We start from the raw sequence: 17,930 nt of genomic DNA, 5'->3' as shown, positions 1-17,930 counted from the left end.
CGGCCGAAGGCGTACTGGACCGGGCCCCGCCCGTGCCGACCAGGCCGGTACGGGCGGGGCCCGGTACGGGGCCGAGCCGCACCGACAACGGCGTGCGGGCCGGGCACAGCACCGGCCTCCCACATCGGCACTCGAACGTGCGTACTTTAGGACACGGTTGTCCTGAATTGTCGACGAGCTTGTAACAGCGGTTAGCCCGGTCCGGCGATGCGGGCATCTCATCGGCATGAACCAGCCGAACGCTCCCCTCTCTCCCCTCCCCTCCCCCCTCAGCCGGCCCGACGGCGACGTGCTCCGGCGGGTCGTGTCCGGGGCGCAGTTGCGTACGCACGGCTTCACGCCCTCGCGGGTCGCCGAGCAGTGCCGGCCCGGCGGGGGCTGGCAGTTGCTGCTGCCGGGGGTGTACCTCCTGCATCCGGGACCGCCCACCGGCGAGGAGCGGCTGCACGCCGCGCTGCTCTACGCCGGCCGGCCCGTGCTGCCGGCCCAGCGGCAGGACTCGGCGCCGTACGGCGAAGCGATGGTCACCGGGCTCGCCGCGCTCGCGCTGCACGGCTTCCCGGCCGCTCCGCCGCCGGCGTCGGTCGAGCACATCGACGTGCTCGTGCCGCGGACGCGGCGGTTGCGGTCGGCCGGGTTCGCCCGGCTGGTGCGGGGGCACTCGATGCCCACGGCGGAGGAGGTTGGCGGCGTGCCCGTCGCCCCCGCGTCCCGCGCCCTCGCCGACGCGGTGGCGCAGCTCGACGACGCGGGGCTGATCGGCCGGCTGCTGACGGAGGCCGTGCGGGGCGGGCACTGCGAGCCGGCCGCGCTGGTGAGGGAGCTGACCGACGCACGACTGCTGGACCGCCCGCACGTCGTGAGCGCGGTGGACGAACTGCTCGCGGAGGGCCGAGCGCTGGCGGAGGGCAGACTGTACGGACTCGTCCGCGACGGCGGCCTGCCGGACCCCCTGTGGAACGTGGACCTCCGCCTCCCCGGCGGGCCCCGTCTCGGCCGGGTCGACGCGTACTGGCCGGAGCAGGCCGTGGCCGTGGAGCTGGACACGCGCGCCCCGCGCCACGACGAGGACGCCCAGTGGTCCCGGTACGCCCGCAAGCGGGAGCATCTGGAGCGCCTCGGCATCACCGTCGTGCACCTGACGCCGCGCAAGCTCCGCGAGTCGCCCGAGCAGCAGGCGACGGTGGTGCGCACGGCGCTGATGGCCGCGGCGGACCGCGAGCCCGCCGCCTACGTGGTGGTGCTGCCCCGCTGAGCGACCCTGCCGAGAACCGGCCTGGAGTGCCACAGCTCCAGGCCCACGTCGACGAGTTCGACGCGGTGGAGCGCCGGCACCGCCTCCAGCGGGTGCCAGGCGGCGAGGTCCGTCGACCCGCCGGTCTCGTTGCGCAGTTCGCCGCCGGTGATCCGGCCCTCGTACACGATCCGCAGGCCCTGGAAGTCCGCGAAGGCGCCCAGCTTGCGCGGGTAGCGACGGCGTACCGAGTCGAGGCCGAGAAGCGCGGTCATCTCCGCGAGGTAGCCGGTCTCCTCCTCGACCTCACGGACGACGGTGTCGAGGGGGTCCTCGCCGTGGTCCATGCCGCCGCCCGGCAGCGTCCACTTCTTCGTGCCGTCGCGCGCGACCCAGCGGGCCAGCAGGACCTGTGCGTCCCGTATGCAGACGGCGTACGCCGCGACCCTCAACTCCTTGTTCATCCGGTGAGATTACCGGCGCGTCAGCTCACCGAGGCCGATAAGCACCCTTTCGTTCCGGATGGCGCAGGGTGCGTGTTGGCGGGTTTACGCCATGTGCACATCCCATCTCGATCAACTCTCCACAAACCCCTGTCATTTACGCAAGGCTGAGCGGTCATCCGGCACCGTATTCCGGACCCTCTCTTTCACAAACAGGGATGCTGATGACCCCCGAACCCGAGAGCTCCACCACGGGACGCTCGACGCCAGGTCACAGACGCGTGGCACGCGTCGCGGCCGCCGCCTCGATGGTGGCCGCGCTCGTCGCTGCCGGCGTCGCTCCGGCCGTCGCCACAGCGCCCGCCGACGACCCGGCCGGCACCAAGGAAGTCAAGGCCGCCAAGTCGTCCTCCGACAAGATCGGCTCGGCCGACGCCGAGCTGCTGGCGGAGGCAGAGGCCAAGGGCGAGAAGACCGTCACCGTCATGGTGGCCACCGCCCCCGGCGCGACCGAGCAGGTCGCCGGCCAGCTGGACGCCGTCGAGGGCGCCACCGTCGGCCGGACCTTCGACAAGCTCGGCTACGTGCGCGCCACGCTGCCCACGGACCGGGCGGAGGCCGCCCTCAAGTCGGCGGCCAAGCTGTCCAGCGTGCACGGCATCGACCTCAAGCACGAGATCGAGCTGGACGACCCGACCCCGGCTGCGGACACCGCGAAGGCCGCGGGCACCGCCGACGCGCAGGTCCAGCAGTACCCGGCGCCCGACGCGTCGACCCCGGCGAAGAACCCGTACAACCCGTCCTTCGAGACCGGCGCGGTCGACTTCGTCAAGGAGCACCCCAAGGCCGACGGCCGCGGAGTGACCATCGGAATCCTCGACTCCGGTGTCGACGTCGCCCACCCGGCGCTCCAGAAGACCACCACCGGCGAGCGCAAGATCGTCGACTGGGTCACGGCGACGGACCCGGTGGCCGACGGCGACCGCACCTGGCTGCGGATGAACACGGCCGTCACCGGCCCCACCTTCGCAGTCAACGGGCGCACCTACTCCGCCCCGGCCGGCGCGCACCGCTTCAACCTGTTCGCCGAGGCCGCCACCAAGGGCGGCGACATGGCGGGCGACCTCAACCGTGACGGCGACACCACCGACGTCTGGGCGGTCCTCTACGACGAGGGCACCCGGACCGCGCGCGTCGACCTGAACAACGACGCCGACTTCACCAACGACACCCTGATGAAGCCGTACAAGAACGGCTTCCAGGTCGGCTACTTCGGCAAGGACGACCCGAAGACCGCGATCGCCGAGCGCATCCCGTTCGTCATCGAGGTCCGCCCCGACGTCGTCTACAACAGCGCGGGCGCGACCGCCGACTACGTCAACATCGGTGTCATCGAGGGCTCGCACGGCACGCACGTCGCGGGTATCACCGCCGCCAACGGCCTCTTCGGCGGCCGGATGGACGGTGCCGCGCCCGGCGCGAAGATCGTCTCCTCGCGCGCCTGCACCTGGAGCGGCGGCTGCACCAACATCGCGCTCACCGAGGGCATGGCCGACCTGGTCATCAACCGCGGCGTGGACATCGTCAACATGTCCATCGGCGGTCTGCCCCCGCTGAACGACGGCAACAACGCGCGCGCCGCGCTCTACAACCGGCTCATAGACACCTACGGCGTCCAGCTGGTGATCTCCGCGGGCAACGAGGGACCGGGCACCAACACGCTCGGCGACCCGGCCGTCGCCGACAAGGTGATCTCCGTGGGCGCGTCCATCTCCAAGGAGACCTGGGCGTCCAACTACGGCTCCGGCGTCGAGAAGAAGTACGCGATGCTGCCCTTCTCCTCGCGCGGACCGCGTGAGGACGGCGGCTTCACGCCGACGCTGACCGCGCCCGGCGCGGCCGTCAACACCACCCAGACCTGGTCGCCCGGCGGCCCGGTCAAGGAGGCCGGCTACGCGCTGCCGCCCGGCTACTCGATGATGCAGGGCACCTCGATGTCCTCGCCGCAGGCCGCAGGCGCGGCCGCGCTGCTGCTCTCCGCCGCGAAGCAGCGGGACATCGAGCTCACCCCGGCGAAGCTGCGTACCGCTCTGACCAGCACCGCCACCCGCATCAAGGGTGTGCAGGCGCACGAGCAGGGCGCGGGTCTGATCAATGTCGTCGGCGCCTGGGAGCAGATCAAGCGCGGCGTGGGCGCCCACGAGTACACGGTCAAGGCCCCGGTCGACACCGCGATCGACTTCGCGCTGAAGACCCCGGGCTTCGGCACCGGTCTCTACGACCGTGAGGGCGGCCTGAAGGCCGGCAAGAGCCGGACCTACGACGTCACCGTCACCCGCACGACCGGCCCGAAGAAGGCCGTCGCGCACACCCTGCGCTGGAAGAACAACGACGGCACCTTCCGCCTCCTCGGCGGGTCCGAGGTCCGTCTCCCGCTGAACCAGCCGGTCACCGTCACCGTCCAGGCGCGGCCCAAGGCGGCCGGCGTGCACAGCGCCGTGCTCGAGGCCGACGACCGGAGCACCGTGGGCGTGGACAAGCAGATCCTGGCCACCGTGGTCGTCGCCGACGATCTCGCGAAGCCCGGGTACACCGTCTCCAAGGCGGAATCGGTCCAGCGCAACAGCCACAAGTCGTACTTCATCACCGTCCCCGAGGGCGCCAGGAACCTCGAGGTCGCGCTCGGCGGGCTCGACGAGGGCAGCCAGACCCGGTTCATCGGCATCCACCCGTACGGTCTGCCGGTCGACGACAGCTCGACGGTCAACTGCTACCCGAACTACGAGAACCCGGCCAACACCTGCCGTCCCGACGTGCGCTCCTACCCGGAGCCGATGCCGGGCGTCTGGGAGATCGAGGTCGAGTCGCGCCGCACGTCGCCGCTGCTGGACAACCCGTTCGAGCTGGACGTGACGGTGCTCGGCGCCGGCTTCGACCCGGCGGTCAAGACGCTCCCCGAGGCGAAGATCGGCACGCCGACGCCCGTCGAGTGGAACGTCACCAACGGCTTCGCCGCCATCGACGGCACGCTGGCCGGCGGATCCCTGGGCTCGGCGAAGGTCGCCCGTCCGTCCATCGCGCACGGTGAGTCCCAGGAGTCCACGGTCACCATCGGCGAGGGCGTGGAGCGCCTCGACGTGGCGATCGGCTCACCCGCCGACAACGGCGCGGACCTGGACCTGCTGGTCCTCAAGGACGGCGTCGTGGTCGGACAGGCCGCGGACGGCGACTCCGAGGAGGCGGTGAGCCTGCTGAAGCCGGCCGCCGGCACGTACACGATCGTGGTCGACGGTTACTCGGTCCCGGCCGGGACCACCGAGTACGACTACCGCGATGTGTTCTTCTCCCCGTCGCTCGGCTCGCTGAAGGTCGACGCCACGTCGTCGGTCCAGCTCGCGAACGGCGCGTCGGCGCAGGTCAGCGCCGAGGTCGTGGTCGGCGGAGCGGCTCCCGAAGGACGTCAGTTCTTCGGTGAGGTGCAGCTGCTGAACAAGCGCGGCACGGTCGCCGGCGCCGGCAGCGTGGTGATCGGCAAGGTCATCGAGTAGCCGTAGAAGGCAGTAGGAAGGCGGGGCGGGCACCCTTCGGGCGCCCGCCCCGCCTGCATGTTCCTTGTCACACGTCCCGCCACTCGGACAATCGATTGGACAAGGCGGACCCGGACATACGCATCATGGAACGGCATCAGGGCCGCAAGTACGTACGGAGGAGTCCCCGTGAAGGTCGGAATCGTCGGAGCCACCGGGCAGGTCGGCACGGTCATGCGCAACATCCTTGCCGAGCGGAAGTTCCCGGTCGACGAGCTGCGGCTGTTCGCCTCGGCCCGGTCCGCGGGCTCCACGATCGAGTGGGAGGGCCGTCGGATCACGGTCGAGGACGCCTCCACCGCCGACTTCACGGGCCTGGACATCGCGCTGTTCTCCGCCGGCGGTGCCACCTCCCGCGCGCTCGCGGAGAAGGTCGCGGCGCAGGGCGTCGTCGTGATCGACAACTCCTCCGCCTGGCGCCGTGACCCCGAGGTCCCGCTCGTCGTCTCCGAGGTCAACCCGCACGCGGTCAAGAACCGCCCCAAGGGGATCATCGCCAACCCGAACTGCACCACGATGGCCGCGATGCCGGTCCTCAAGCCGCTGCACCAGGAGGCGGGGCTGATCTCGCTGGTCGCCACCACCTACCAGGCGGTCTCCGGCTCCGGCCTCGCGGGCGTCGCCGAGCTGGACGACCAGGTCAGAGCGGTCGCGGACCGCGCCAAGGAGCTCACCCACGACGGTGAGGCGGTCGCCTTCCCCGAGCCCGGCGTCTACAAGCGCACCATCGCCTTCAACGTGATCCCGCTGGCGGGCAACCTCGTGGACGACGGCTCCCACGAGACCGACGAGGAGCAGAAGCTCCGCAACGAGTCCCGCAAGATCCTCGAGATCCCCGAGCTCAAGGTGTCCGGCACCTGCGTGCGCGTCCCGGTCTTCTCCGGCCACTCGCTCCAGGTCAACGCCCGCTTCGCGGACGAGCTCGGTGTCGAGCGCGCCTACGAGCTGCTGAAGGACGCCCCGGGCGTGGAGCTCTCCGAGATCCCCACCCCGCTCCAGGCTGCGGGCAAGGACGCCTCGTACGTCGGCCGTATCCGCGTGGACGAGACCGTCGAGAACGGCCTGTCGCTCTTCGTGTCCAACGACAACCTGCGCAAGGGCGCCGCACTGAACGCGGTGCAGATCGCGGAGCTGGTCGCGGACGAGCTGCGCGGCTGACACACCCGATCAGCGCCTCGGGGGCGATCACCGGAAGGTGATCGCCCCCTTGTGCGTGACATGGCAAGCTGCCCGGCATGACACGCATGGTCAAGGGCGCCAACGTGCCCGCGCCGGTCGAGCCGCTCCAGATCGCCGTGTGCCGGGCAAAGGCCCCCGGCGCTCCCGTCGTGGACGTCTCCGCGCTGCTCGTCGCCGCGGACGGCAGGGTGCGGGGTGACGCCGACCTCGTCTTCGGCAACCAGCCGCACCACCCGAGCGGCGCGGCACGCCACCTGGGCAGAGCCCCGGACGACGGCGGACCGCTGGTGGCGGACTGGCTGTGGCTGGACCTGGCGGGGATCGAGCCGGGGGTCGATCGGGTGGTCGTCGCGGCGTCGGCGGACGGCGGACCGTTCGGCCGGGTGCCGGGCCTGGACATCCGGGTGACGACGATGACGGGGGCGCCGGTCGCGTACTTCGGCGTCGACGACGCGACGACGGAGACGGCTTTCGTGCTGGGCGAGTTCTACCGGCACCGGGGCGGGTGGAAGTTCCGTGCGGTGGGCCAGGGCTGGACGACGGGCCTGCACGGCCTCGCGACGGACTTCGGCGTCGAGGTCGCGGACACGGACCCGTCCCCTGACAGCGCCCCCGCCGCCCACGGCCCGGCCGTGTCCCCTCCACGCCCCGCGCCGGCCGCGCCCGCGACCCGGCCGGCGGCCCCGGCCCACGGCCCCGCCGGAGCGGCCCAGGTGGCCTCCCCGTCCTCGGCCGGCGCACACACGGGTGGACCCGCGCCGGCCGTGGACGGCGCGGGCGTAACTCGGGACGGTGCGGGCTTCGGTCCCGACTTCGTGCCCTTCGTCCGCAAAGGCAACGCGCACAAGACCTTCGCCGTACCCCGGACCGTGCCGGCGGGGCCCGCGCTGCTGCAGGTGGAGCTCGAGGACGACGCCGGGCGGGTGCAGGTCAAGCTGCTCGGCGCGAGCGGTGACCGGGGCGAGGAGCTGTGGCGCGGCGACCGGAACCGGATCAGGGCACGGTTCCTCGTGCAGGTGCCCGAGGACCGGCCGCTGCGCCTCGGCATACGGGCGAGCCGCTGGTGGACGGTGAAGCTGGTGCCCGTCTCGCACGCCGAGCCGTTCACGGGCCACGCCCACGGCCACGACTTCGACGTGCTGCGCTACGACGGCCCCGCCGACGACCTTCACTACCGCGTCGACGCCACCGACGGAGCCGACGCCGCGTTCGGCCTCGGTGCCGTCTTCCCCGGCGAGGACCCGATGACGCCCCGGCCCGCCCCCGCGCCCGAGGCCGCCGGCGGCACCGCGACAGGGGTCGTACGCCTGCCCGGCCCCGCGCTGCTCCAGGTCCGCGGCCGCGCCTTCTGGTCGCTGAACGCGGCCTCCGGTCCGCCCGTGCTCGCCGAGTACGGCAGCGGCCGCCGGGCCGGCGCCCCGGTGGAGATCGTGAACCCGCTGCCGGGCTCGCCGGTGATCCTCGAGTACCACCTGGCCGAGGGCCCGACCTCGCGCTTCTACGAGGCGACGGAGACCGACGAGTACGGGCAGGAGCGCGCGCTGCTGTTCGCGCACCGGGACGGCATGCGCGGCCGGGTGCTGCTGTTCACCGACGGCCGGGCCGCGACCCGCGTGCGTATCCGGTCCGTGGCGCGCTGGGCCCTGCGGCTGCTGCCGCCGGAGTCGGCCCGGCCACTGGTGGAAGGCGTCCGCGGCAAGGGCACGGACGTGCTGGTGCACCGGGGCGGAGCGTCCGTCGTCACCCTGACGGGCAGCGCGGGGCGCGCCCCGTACTACCGCGTCGAGGCGGGGGCCGCCGACGCCATCGCCCCCGCGCCGGTGCTGGAGGCGGCCGGCAGCCGTCCCGCGCGCGGCCCGGTCCCGGGCGAGCCGGGCGTGCCCGCGTACGTCACCGTCCGCTGCGGGGGCATGGGGTGGACGCTGGGGCTGACGGAGGCGGACGGGCCGCGGCGTTTCGCCGAGTCGGTCGAGGGCCACGGGTACGAGGTCGTCCACTACACCGGCCGGCCGGGCGAGGCCCGCGTCGAGTGCGGCGAGGATGGCCCCGTCGAACTGTGGCTGCTGGACAAGCACTTCGCGCCGGACCGGAGGATCGCCGCCGGCCCCGGCCGGCACGAGATCCAGCCGGGCCCTGTCCAGGTGCGCGGCTTGGGCCGCTGGCGGATCACCGTCGGCGGCTGACACCGCGCGCGGCGGCGTCGCCACCGGGCCGATTCCGCCGGGCGAAGGGCGGCCGGCGCGTGGAAGGATGAGCGCAAACATCGCATACCGAGGAGATGACCGGGTGCCTGGCACAAACCTGACCCGTGAAGAGGCGCAGCAGCGAGCGCGTCTGCTCACCGTTGACTCGTACGAGATCGACCTCGATCTCTCCGGGGCGCAGGAGGGCGGGACCTACCGGTCCGAGACCGTCGTGCGTTTCGCGTCCGCGGAGGCGAACGCGGAGACGTTCATCGACCTGGTCGCACCGGCCGTGCACGACGTGGTGCTGAACGGCAAGTCGCTGGACGTGGCCGCGGTCTTCCGCGACTCGCGGATCGCGCTGAAGCACCTGCGCGAGGGCGACAACGAGCTGAAGGTCGTCGCCGACTGCTCGTACACCAACACCGGCGAGGGCCTCCACCGGTTCGTGGACCCGGTGGACGATCAGGCCTACCTGTACACGCAGTTCGAGGTGCCGGACGCGCGGCGCGTGTTCGCGAGCTTCGAGCAGCCGGACCTCAAGGCGACGTTCCGGGTCACCGTGAAGGCGCCCGCGGGCTGGACGGTGATCTCGAACTCCCCGACCCCGGAGCCCCAGGACGACGTGTGGCGCTTCGAGCCGACGCCGCGCATCTCCACCTACGTCACGGCGCTGATCGTCGGTCCTTACCACGCTGTGCACAGCTCGTACGAGAAGGACGGACAGTCGGTGCCGCTCGGCATCTACTGCCGCCCGTCGCTGGCGGAGTACCTGGACGCGGACGCGATCTTCGACGTCACGCGGCAGGGCTTCGACTGGTTCCAGGAGAAGTTCGACTACGCCTACCCGTTCGCCAAGTACGACCAGCTGTTCGTGCCGGAGTTCAACGCGGGAGCGATGGAGAACGCGGGCGCCGTCACCATCCGCGACCAGTACGTCTTCCGCTCGAAGGTGACGGACGCGGCGTACGAGGTCCGGGCGGAGACCATCCTGCACGAGCTCGCCCACATGTGGTTCGGCGACCTCGTCACCATGGAGTGGTGGAACGACCTGTGGCTGAACGAGTCGTTCGCCACCTACACCTCGATCGCCTGCCAGGCCTACGCGCCGGGCTCGAAGTGGCCGCACTCGTGGACCACGTTCGCCAATTCCATGAAGACGTGGGCCTACCGGCAGGACCAGCTCCCGTCGACCCATCCGATCATGGCCGAGATCCGCGACCTCGATGACGTCCTCGTGAACTTCGACGGCATCACGTACGCAAAGGGCGCGTCGGTTCTCAAGCAGCTGGTCGCCTATGTCGGCATGGACGAGTTCTTCCAGGGCGTGCAGGCGTACTTCAAGGCGCACGCGTTCGGGAACACGCGCCTGTCGGACCTGCTGAGCGCGCTGGAGGAGACCAGCGGCCGCGACCTGAAGACCTGGTCGAAGGCGTGGCTGGAGACGGCCGGTATCAACGTCCTGCGCCCCGAGATCGCCACGGACGACTCCGGTGTCATCACCTCCTTCGCCGTGCGGCAGGAGGCCCCCGCGCTGCCGGCCGGCGCGAAGGGCGAGCCGACGCTGCGCCCGCACCGCATCGCGATCGGCCTGTACGACCTGGACGACGCCGGCAAGCTGGTGCGCCGCGAGCGCGTCGAGCTCGACGTCGACGGCGGGCTGACCGAGGTCCCGGCGCTGGTGGGGCAGGCCCGCCCGGCCGTCGTCCTGCTCAACGACGACGACCTGTCGTACGCGAAGGTCCGCCTCGACGAGGAGTCCCTGCGCAACGTCACGGAGCACCTGGGCGACTTCACGGAGTCCCTGCCGCGCGCGCTGTGCTGGGCCTCCGCCTGGGACATGACCCGCGACGGCGAACTGGCCGCCCGCGACTACCTCTCGCTGGTCCTGTCCGGGATCGGCAAGGAGTCCGACATCGGCGTGGTCCAGTCCCTGCACCGCCAGGTCAAGCTCGCCGTCGACCTGTACGCGGCGCCCGCCTGGCGCGAGACCGGCCTGACCCGCTGGACGGACGCCACGCTCGCGCACCTGCGGGCGGCGGCGCCGGGCAGCGACCACCAGCTGGCGTGGGCGCGGGCGTTCGCCGCGACCGCGCGCACCCCGCAGCAGCTGGACCTGCTCCAGGCCCTGCTCGACGGCACGGAGACGATCGAGGGCCTGGCCGTCGACACCGAGCTGCGCTGGGCGTTCGTGGAGCGGCTGGCCGCGACCGGCGTCTTCGACGAGGACGACATCGCGGGCGAGTACGAGCGGGACAAGACCGCCGCCGGTGAGCGCCACGCGGCGACCGCGCGGGCGGCACGGCCGACGCCGGAGGCGAAGGCGGAGGCCTGGGCCTCGGTCGTCGAGTCCGACAAGCTGCCCAACGCCGTGCAGGAGGCGGTGATCTCCGGCTTCGTCCAGACCGACCAGCGCGAACTGCTCGCGCCGTACGCGGAGAAGTACTTCGCGGCGGTCAAGGACGTGTGGGAGTCGCGCAGCCACGAGATGGCGCAGCAGGTCGCGATCGGCCTCTACCCGTCGCTGCTCGTCTCCCAGGAGACGCTGGACGCGACGGACGAGTGGCTCTCCTCGGCCGAGCCGAACGCGGCGCTGCGCCGGCTGGTCTCCGAGTCCCGCTCTGGCGTCGAGCGCGCGCTGAAGGCCCAGGCGGCGGACGCGGCGGCGACCACCGACTGACCGCCCCGAGGGCGCCCCGGGACCACCCACGGTCGTCCCGGGGCGCCCTCGGCGTATCCGGACGCCGGGTGGCTGGTCCCCGCCCGCTCCGGGCAGCGCGGGCGCCCCGAGCGCGCCCGGCTTCGCGCCGGAGCTCGAAGCACGGGGGCGGCGCGCGCACATCCCCGCACAACCCCGCCGACGGCCGGACGGGAGCGAAGCCGCGCGGGGACGGTCAGAGTGCCCGCCAACGATGGCAACAACACACAACGTTCAAACATTTTCGAGTGAACTCGGCGCGCCCGTTTGCCATTTGGTCCGTATACATCCCGACAGTCGAGTGACCCACCGTCAAACGATCTAGTGCAAGCGGGATATGCTCCCGCCCGTCGTCATATGATCTTCCACGTTCGATTCTGAGGATGCTGATGGTTCGACAGGGAACGTCGACCGGAAGTCCGCGGCCCCCGGCCAGTCTTGTCTGGCAGCTGCCCGTAGCCGCGACCGTTGCGGCCGCGATCGCGGCCGTGTCCCTGGTCTCCGCTTCGGCCCGCACCCCCGTGGTCGTGATCTGCGTCGTCGCGGTCGTCGCGGTCGCCGCCGCCTGCGCGGAGGTGATGCGGCGCGGCAGACTCGTGGCCCAGCTGCGGCACACGGTCGCGGCGCAGGACGCCGCCCTCGCGCGACAGGCCGCGGAGACCACCCGGCTCGCCGGTGAGCTGCTGCCCGAGGTGGTGGAACGGCTCCGCAAGGGCGAGTTTCCCGAGGACGTGCTGGCCTCGCTCGACGCGTCGGCCGAGCACCAGGCGGTGCTCCGCTCGGTCGTCGGCGCCGTCAGCGCCGAGGAGGACCTCCGCGAGTCCGCGCAGCGCGCCTTCGTCAACATCGCCCGCCGCGTGCAGGCGATCGTCCACCAGCAGGCGCAGGAACTGCGGGAGATGGAGGACCGGCACGGTCAGACCCCCAGCGTCTTCGGCGACCTCCTGCGCATCGACCACGGCACGGCCCTGATCGGCCGCCTCGCCGACTCCATCGCCGTGCTCGGCGGCGCCCGCCCCGGCCGCCAGTGGAGCAGGGCCGTACCGCTGTACAGCGTCATGCGTGGCGCGATGTCGCGGATCATCGACTACCAGCGCGTCGAACTGCACTCGGTCTCCGAGGTCGCCGTCGTCGGCACCGCCGTCGAGCCGCTGATCCACGCGCTGTCCGAGCTCCTCGACAACGCCACCCGCTACTCGCCGCCGCACACCAAGGTCCATCTGACCGCGGTGGACGTGCAGTCCGGCATCGCCGTGGAGATCGAGGACGGCGGCGTCAGCATGAGCGAGGAGGCCCGGCTGCGCGCCGAGCGCATGCTGCGCCAGGCGCAGCAGGGCATCGATGTCAACGACCTCGGCGAGACGCCCCGCCTCGGCCTCGCGGTCGTCGGCCGGCTCTCCCAGGCGTACGGCTTCCAGGTCTCGCTGCGCTCGTCCGCGTACGGCGGTGTCCGCGCCGTCCTCGTCGTACCGCAGGACCTCATCACCACCGCCTCGTCCGCGACCGGCCTCGCGCACGGCATCGGCGCCTCTTCCGGCCCGCGCCCGGCCGGGTCGGAGACCCGGGCACGGCTGCCCAGGCCGGCCGGCGGGCCGACGGCCGCGGTGTCGGCCGCCCCGCCGGAGGACGACCTGCCGGTGGTGACAGAGCGGACCCCCACCGGTCTGCCCCAGCGCCGCCGCAAGGCACGCGCGACCGTGCCCGCGCCGGCCGCGCCGGCCGGGCCCCGCGAGTCCGCCGGCACGACAGCGCCCACCGACGGTGCGCCCTCTGCCGCATCGGAGACGGAGTCCGCACCCGCGGTGCAGCCCGGCATGTGGCTGGCCGCGTTCCAGAGCGGTCTGTCCGGTGACACCACCCAGCCAAGCAAGGGGAACAAGCAGCCATGATTCAGCGGCAGTCCAACCAGACCAACATGGACTGGATGCTCAAGGACCTGGCGGAGGGCGTCCCGCAGACGCGCAACGTCGTCGTCCTGTCCGCCGACGGTCTGCGCATGGCCCAGTACGGCGCGGACACCGACACCGCCGACCGGCTGGCAGCCGCCTGCGCGGGACTGCAGAGTCTGGCGGCCGCCGTCGCGTCCGAACTGCCGCACGGCGACGGGCAGATGCGTCTGGTCGTCATCGAGATGGACGGCGGTTTCTTCTACCTGATGGCGGCCGGCTCAGGAGCGTATCTCGCGGTGCTGGCCGACGAAGGCGTCGACGCCGGGCTGATGGGCCACCGGATGCGGGATCTCGTGCTGCGGATCGGAGAGCACCTGAGCACGCCGCCGCGGCATGAAGGACAGACCGCGTGAGCGACGCGGGCGGGGACTGGGAAGAGACCAGTCCCGAGCGGCTCTACGTCATCACGGGCGGCCGCAGCGGTTCGTCCGCGCCCACCGCACTCGACCTGGTCACCCTGATCGTGGCCAGGTCGGGTCCCAAACCCGGCATGCAGCCGGAGCACGCAGCGATCATCCGGCTCTGCCACGCACCGCTCTCGGTGGCCGAGATCTCCGCCTATCTGGGCCTCCCGGTGAGCGTGGTGACCGTGCTGCTCAGCGATCTTCTGGCCGAGGACAAGGTGCTGGCACGCGCACCCGTCCGGGCCGCCCGTCTCCCCGACCGCGCTTTGATTGAGGCAGTGATCGATGGACTTCAAAAGCTCTGAGCAGGCCCTCGGGCCGCGGAGCGAGGACGTGCTGCCGGAGACGGCCACGGCCGCCGTCAAGGTGGTCATCGTGGGTGGTTTCGGCGTCGGCAAGACGACCCTGGTCGGCTCGGTGAGCGAGATCAGGCCGCTGACGACCGAGGAGACGATGACGCAGGCCGGCGTCGGCGTCGACGACACCCAGGGCGTGGAGCGCAAGACCTCCACGACCGTCGCGATGGACTTCGGCCGGATCAGCATCAACGAGGAACTGGTGCTGTACCTGTTCGGCACCCCCGGCCAGGAGCGCTTCTGGTTCCTGTGGCGCGGCCTGTTCGAGGGTGCGCTGGGCGCCGTCGTGCTCGTCGACACCCGCCGGCTCGAGGTCAGCTTCGACGTCATCGGCCGGCTCGAGGAACGCGGCGTGCCGTTCGTGGTCGCCGTCAACTCCTTCCCGGACGCGCCGGATCACTCCCTCGACGAGCTGCGTTCCGCGCTGGACCTGCCGGACGCCGTGCCGATAGTGCTGTGCGACGCGCGCATGCGCAGCTCCAGCCGGGACGTGCTGATGACGCTGATGCGCTACCTCCAGACCCTTGCCATGACGCAGGAGGCGTCCTGATCACACCCTGACGGGCGGACTGATCACACCTGGCCGGGCGGACGGCGGAAGTCGCTGTTCCGTTCCGGCCACCAAAAGTTCTCGAGTGGCCGGTTTGTATGGACATCGTCCTGTTGGATCGGCCACTCTGGCTGAGTACGATGCGTCGTAGTTGATCATTGTGGGGTGCAAGTTGCGCGTTTTCCATCGAAGTTGACGCACTGCACCCCCGCATCGAGAGGCAGGCCGCAGTGGAGCCCGAGCTGACCGTTCCGCCGCTCTTCTCTCCGATCCGGCAGGCGATCCATCCGAAACATGCCGACATCGACGTCCAGACAGCGGCCTGGGCGGAAACGTTCAGGATCGGATCCGAGGAACTGCGCGGCAAACTCGTCACCCAGGACATCGGCACGTTCTCCGCACGGATCCTCCCGGAGGGCCGTGAAGAGGTCGTGTCGCTGCTCGCGGACTTCATCCTCTGGCTGTTCGGCGTCGACGACGGCCACTGCGAAGAGGGTGAGCTCGGCCACCGGCCGGGCGATCTGGCCGGGCTCCTGCACCGCCTGATACGCGTGGCGCAGAACCCCGAGGCCCCGATGATGCAGGACGATCCCCTGGCGGCGGGCCTGCGGGACCTGCGTATGCGGGTGGACCGCTTCGGCACGGCCGGCCAGACGGCCCGGTGGGTCGACGCCCTGCGTGAGTACTTCTTCTCCGTCGTGTGGGAGGCCGCGCACCGGCGTGCGGGCACGGTCCCCGACCTCAACGACTACACCCTGATGCGCCTCTACGACGGCGCGACCTCTGTGGTCCTCCCGATGCTGGAGATGGGCCACGGCTACGAACTCCAGCCCTACGAGAGGGACCGGACCGCGGTACGGGCCGTGGCCGAGATGGCGTCGTTCATCATCACCTGGGACAACGACATCTTCTCGTACCACAAGGAGCGCAGGGGTTCCGGCTACTACCTCAACGCCCTGCGCGTGCTCGAGCAGGAACGCGGTCTGACCCCCGCTCAGGCGCTCGACGCGGCGATCTCGCAGCGGGACCGGGTGATGTGCCTGTTCACGACCGTGAGCGAACAGCTCGCCGAACAGGGCAGCCCCCAGCTGCGGCAGTACCTCCACAGCCTGCGGTGCTTCATCCGCGGCGCCCAGGACTGGGGCATCAGCTCGGTCCGCTACACGACGCCGGACGACCCGGCGAACATGCCGTCGGTGTTCACCGACGTCCCGACCGACGACAGTACAGAGCCGCTGGACATCCCCGCGGTCTCCTGGTGGTGGGATCTCCTCGCCGAGGACGCGCGCTCCGTCCGCAGGCAGGTGCCGGCCCAGCGTTCCGCCTAGGGCCCGCTGCCCGTATCGGGCCGGATCAGGGAGCGGACCGGCGTCACGCCGTCCGCTCCGCCGCCACCTCCCGCAGGGCGTCCAGCACCCGGGCCACTCCCGGCGCCGACTCCGAGCCGCGCCGGACCGCCGCCAGCACATGGCGGCGGGGCCGGTCCGCCCCGAGGGGGCGCGTCAGCACGCCCTCCCGCCGCCCGGCCGCCATCCGGGGCACCAGCGCCACACCCATCCCCGCCTCCACCATCGCCAGGATCGCCGGCCAGCCGGCCGCGGAGTGCGCCTGTTCGGGCACGAAGCCCGCCGCGTCGCACGCCGCGAGCGTGATCTCGGACCACGGGCCGCTGCCGCCGAAGATCCATGGCTCGCCCGACAGGTCCGCCAGCCGCAGGTCCTCGGACCGGGCCAGCGGATGACCGGCCGGCAGCGCCACCTCCAGCGGGTCGGCGAGCAACGGCACCAGGGCGAACCGCGGGTCGCGCGCCGTGGGTGCGTGCGCCGCGAGGGACAGGGCCAGGTCGACCCGGCCGGAGGAGAGGAGCTCGTACGCCTCGGACGCCTCCGCCTCCCTGACCCGGACGTCGAGGCCCGGGTGGGTGGTCCGCAGCCGCCGCACGGCCGGTACGACGAGGGCCGGCACGGCCGTCGAGAACGCCCCGACCCGCACCACCCCGACCTCCCCCCGCACATGGTCGGCCAGCTCCGCCTCCGCCCGCTCCAGCTGCGCGAACACCGCCTCCGCGTGTCTCAGCACCAGATGCGCCGCGTCGGTGAGCCGCACCCGCCGCCCCTGCGCCTCCAGCAGCGGCACACCGAGCTGCCTGGCCAGGTTCGACAGCTGTTGCGACACGGCCGAGGGGGTCATCAGCAGCGCCTCGGCGGTGGCCGTCACGGTCCCGTGCTCGCCGAGGGCACGCAGGATCCGGAGCTTCTTGATGTCCCACTCGATCACGGAGGGCACGCTATCGGGCGGGCCTTCCCGCGGCGGCGAGGGCCACCCCGCCGAGGATCAGCGCCATGCACACGACCTGCGCGCTCCCCGTCCTCTCGCCCAGCAGCGCGTAGGAGAGGAGGGCCACACACACCGGTTGCAGGTAGTAGACGACTCCCGCCCCGGCCGCCCCGATGAGTGCGATCGCCCTGTTCCAGGCGAAGAACGCGACGGCGGAGGAGAAGACGCCGACGTAGACGAGCGGACCGACGGTGCCTGCCGACGGCTCGAAGCCGCCCTGCACGGTGAGGCTGACCAGCTGCGCCGGCAGCAGCATCAGCGCACCGAGCACGAACGTGGTGAACAGCAGCACCGGTCCCCCGAGACCGTCCGGACGGCGGCGCAGCAGGGCGCTGTACGTGGCGAAGCTGAGCGCCGCGGCGAACATCCACAGGTCGCCGGGGGCGAAGCTGAACGACAGTGACCCGTCACCGACCAGCAGCAGGACACCGCAGCAGGCGACGACCGTCCCGATGATCCGGCGGGCTCCGAGCCGGGCGCCCGAGAGCCGCTCGTACAGGGCCATCAGGACGGGCGAGGCGGCCATGATCATGCCCATGTTCGCCGCTGAGGTGGTGAGCCCGGCCTGGTTGACGAGGGTGTTGTAGACGGTGACGCCGAGGAGTGCGGCGACGGTCAGAAATCCGAGGTGCCGGCGGACGAGTGCCCGCTGCCGCCAGGTCTGCCGCGCGGCGAACGGCGCGACGGCGGCGATGGCGACGACCCAGCGCCAGAACGCCGCCTGGACCGGAGGGACGGAGTCGTGCAGCGCGCGGGAGGTGACGAAGCTCCCCGACCAGACGACGGTCGCGACGGCGGCGAGCAGCAGTCCGGGCCCCATGGCACCGCGCGCCCACCGGCCCGCCCTCTCGCGCCGGCCCTCGGCCGAGGGCCCTTCACGGTTCTCGGCCTCGGCGCGTGTTCGGACCTCTGGCGTCACGGTCATCCTGTGTCTCCTCCGCCCTCAGCGGGCCTCGCCGGCATGTGGATCAACCGTCACACGCGAGGAAACATCAGGTCCATCGAAAGTT

Annotated in this window: 13 protein-coding genes; 10 read left to right on the top strand and 3 right to left on the bottom strand. The window is 71.8% G+C overall.

Annotation, left to right across the window (positions count from 1 at the left end; genetic code table 11):
* Window positions 1–226: 226 nt before the first annotated feature.
* The gene (locus SPRI_RS24210) at window positions 227–1,255 is read left to right on the top strand and encodes a PDDEXK family nuclease (protein WP_053557307.1); all 1,029 of its coding nucleotides are present in this window, start codon (window positions 227–229) and stop codon (window positions 1,253–1,255) included.
* On the opposite strand, the gene SPRI_RS24205 is transcribed toward SPRI_RS24210, so the two are convergent.
* Window positions 1,231–1,698 carry an NUDIX hydrolase gene (locus tag SPRI_RS24205; RefSeq protein ID WP_005317544.1) on the bottom strand — a complete coding sequence of 156 codons (468 nt, stop codon included), beginning with the start codon at window positions 1,696–1,698 and terminating at the stop codon, window positions 1,231–1,233. The two genes, SPRI_RS24210 and SPRI_RS24205, sit on opposite strands and share 25 nt — an antisense overlap.
* Window positions 1,699–1,895: 197 nt before the next feature.
* Here SPRI_RS24205 and SPRI_RS24200 point away from each other — a divergent pair, with 197 nt between their 5' ends.
* The 9 genes from SPRI_RS24200 to SPRI_RS24160 all read left to right on the top strand — a co-directional run bounded on the left by SPRI_RS24200 (window position 1,896) and on the right by SPRI_RS24160 (window position 15,911).
* A complete protein-coding gene (locus tag SPRI_RS24200) occupies window positions 1,896–5,225 on the top strand; it encodes a S8 family serine peptidase (RefSeq protein WP_037774639.1) in 3,330 nt (1,109 codons plus the stop codon).
* A gap of 168 nt (window positions 5,226–5,393) precedes the next feature.
* The gene (locus SPRI_RS24195) at window positions 5,394–6,422 is read left to right on the top strand and encodes an aspartate-semialdehyde dehydrogenase (protein ID WP_005317539.1); all 1,029 of its coding nucleotides are present in this window, start codon (window positions 5,394–5,396) and stop codon (window positions 6,420–6,422) included.
* A gap of 77 nt (window positions 6,423–6,499) precedes the next feature.
* Window positions 6,500–8,626, top strand: coding sequence for a TerD family protein (locus SPRI_RS39460; RefSeq protein ID WP_238996251.1), 2,127 nt, complete (start codon window positions 6,500–6,502; stop codon window positions 8,624–8,626).
* Window positions 8,627–8,729: 103 nt separating this feature from the next.
* Window positions 8,730–11,306 (top strand): aminopeptidase N, encoded by a 2,577-nt coding sequence (pepN, locus tag SPRI_RS24185; RefSeq protein WP_005317529.1) that lies wholly within the window; start codon window positions 8,730–8,732, stop codon window positions 11,304–11,306.
* A gap of 407 nt (window positions 11,307–11,713) precedes the next feature.
* Window positions 11,714–13,213 (top strand): sensor histidine kinase, encoded by a 1,500-nt coding sequence (locus SPRI_RS24180; RefSeq protein ID WP_182327946.1) that lies wholly within the window; start codon window positions 11,714–11,716, stop codon window positions 13,211–13,213.
* On the top strand, window positions 13,210–13,626 hold the full coding sequence (locus tag SPRI_RS24175) for a roadblock/LC7 domain-containing protein (protein ID WP_005317526.1): 417 nt from the start codon (window positions 13,210–13,212) through the stop codon (window positions 13,624–13,626). The genes SPRI_RS24180 and SPRI_RS24175 overlap by 4 nt, the downstream gene beginning before the upstream one ends.
* Window positions 13,623–13,982 carry a DUF742 domain-containing protein gene (locus SPRI_RS24170; RefSeq protein ID WP_005317522.1) on the top strand — a complete coding sequence of 120 codons (360 nt, stop codon included), beginning with the start codon at window positions 13,623–13,625 and terminating at the stop codon, window positions 13,980–13,982. The genes SPRI_RS24175 and SPRI_RS24170 overlap by 4 nt, the downstream gene beginning before the upstream one ends.
* Window positions 13,963–14,583, top strand: a complete 621-nt coding sequence (locus tag SPRI_RS24165) for a GTP-binding protein (RefSeq protein WP_005317519.1) — start codon at window positions 13,963–13,965, stop codon at window positions 14,581–14,583. The genes SPRI_RS24170 and SPRI_RS24165 overlap by 20 nt, the downstream gene beginning before the upstream one ends.
* A 230-nt stretch (window positions 14,584–14,813) precedes the next feature.
* Entirely contained in the window at window positions 14,814–15,911 is a 1,098-nt protein-coding gene (locus SPRI_RS24160; protein ID WP_005317515.1) for a selina-4(15),7(11)-diene synthase, read from the top strand.
* A 43-nt stretch (window positions 15,912–15,954) separates the two neighbouring features.
* On the opposite strand, the gene SPRI_RS24155 is transcribed toward SPRI_RS24160, so the two are convergent.
* Window positions 15,955–16,860, bottom strand: coding sequence for a LysR family transcriptional regulator (locus SPRI_RS24155; RefSeq protein WP_005317512.1), 906 nt, complete (start codon window positions 16,858–16,860; stop codon window positions 15,955–15,957).
* Window positions 16,861–16,870: 10 nt separating this feature from the next.
* A complete protein-coding gene (locus SPRI_RS24150) occupies window positions 16,871–17,845 on the bottom strand; it encodes a DMT family transporter (RefSeq protein WP_050791560.1) in 975 nt (324 codons plus the stop codon).
* Between the last annotated feature and the right edge of the window lie 85 nt (window positions 17,846–17,930).

Origin of the sequence: Streptomyces pristinaespiralis, from assembly GCF_001278075.1 — a bacterium.
GTDB lineage: Bacteria > Actinomycetota > Actinomycetes > Streptomycetales > Streptomycetaceae > Streptomyces > Streptomyces pristinaespiralis.
This window is presented reverse-complemented; position numbering and strand designations above follow the sequence as displayed.

Excerpts from the sequence above, each read along its gene's own strand:
- SPRI_RS24210 (WP_053557307.1), top strand. The coding sequence starts at position 227 with ATGAACCAGCCGAACGCTCCCCTCTCTCCCCTCCCCTCCCCCCTCAGC.
- SPRI_RS24205 (WP_005317544.1), bottom strand. The coding sequence starts at position 1,698 with ATGAACAAGGAGTTGAGGGTCGCGGCGTACGCCGTCTGCATACGGGAC.
- SPRI_RS24200 (WP_037774639.1), top strand. The coding sequence starts at position 1,896 with ATGCTGATGACCCCCGAACCCGAGAGCTCCACCACGGGACGCTCGACG.
- SPRI_RS39460 (WP_238996251.1), top strand. The coding sequence starts at position 6,500 with ATGACACGCATGGTCAAGGGCGCCAACGTGCCCGCGCCGGTCGAGCCG.
- SPRI_RS24180 (WP_182327946.1), top strand. The coding sequence starts at position 11,714 with ATGGTTCGACAGGGAACGTCGACCGGAAGTCCGCGGCCCCCGGCCAGT.
- SPRI_RS24175 (WP_005317526.1), top strand. The coding sequence starts at position 13,210 with ATGATTCAGCGGCAGTCCAACCAGACCAACATGGACTGGATGCTCAAG.
- SPRI_RS24165 (WP_005317519.1), top strand. The coding sequence starts at position 13,963 with ATGGACTTCAAAAGCTCTGAGCAGGCCCTCGGGCCGCGGAGCGAGGAC.
- SPRI_RS24150 (WP_050791560.1), bottom strand. The coding sequence starts at position 17,845 with ATGACCGTGACGCCAGAGGTCCGAACACGCGCCGAGGCCGAGAACCGT.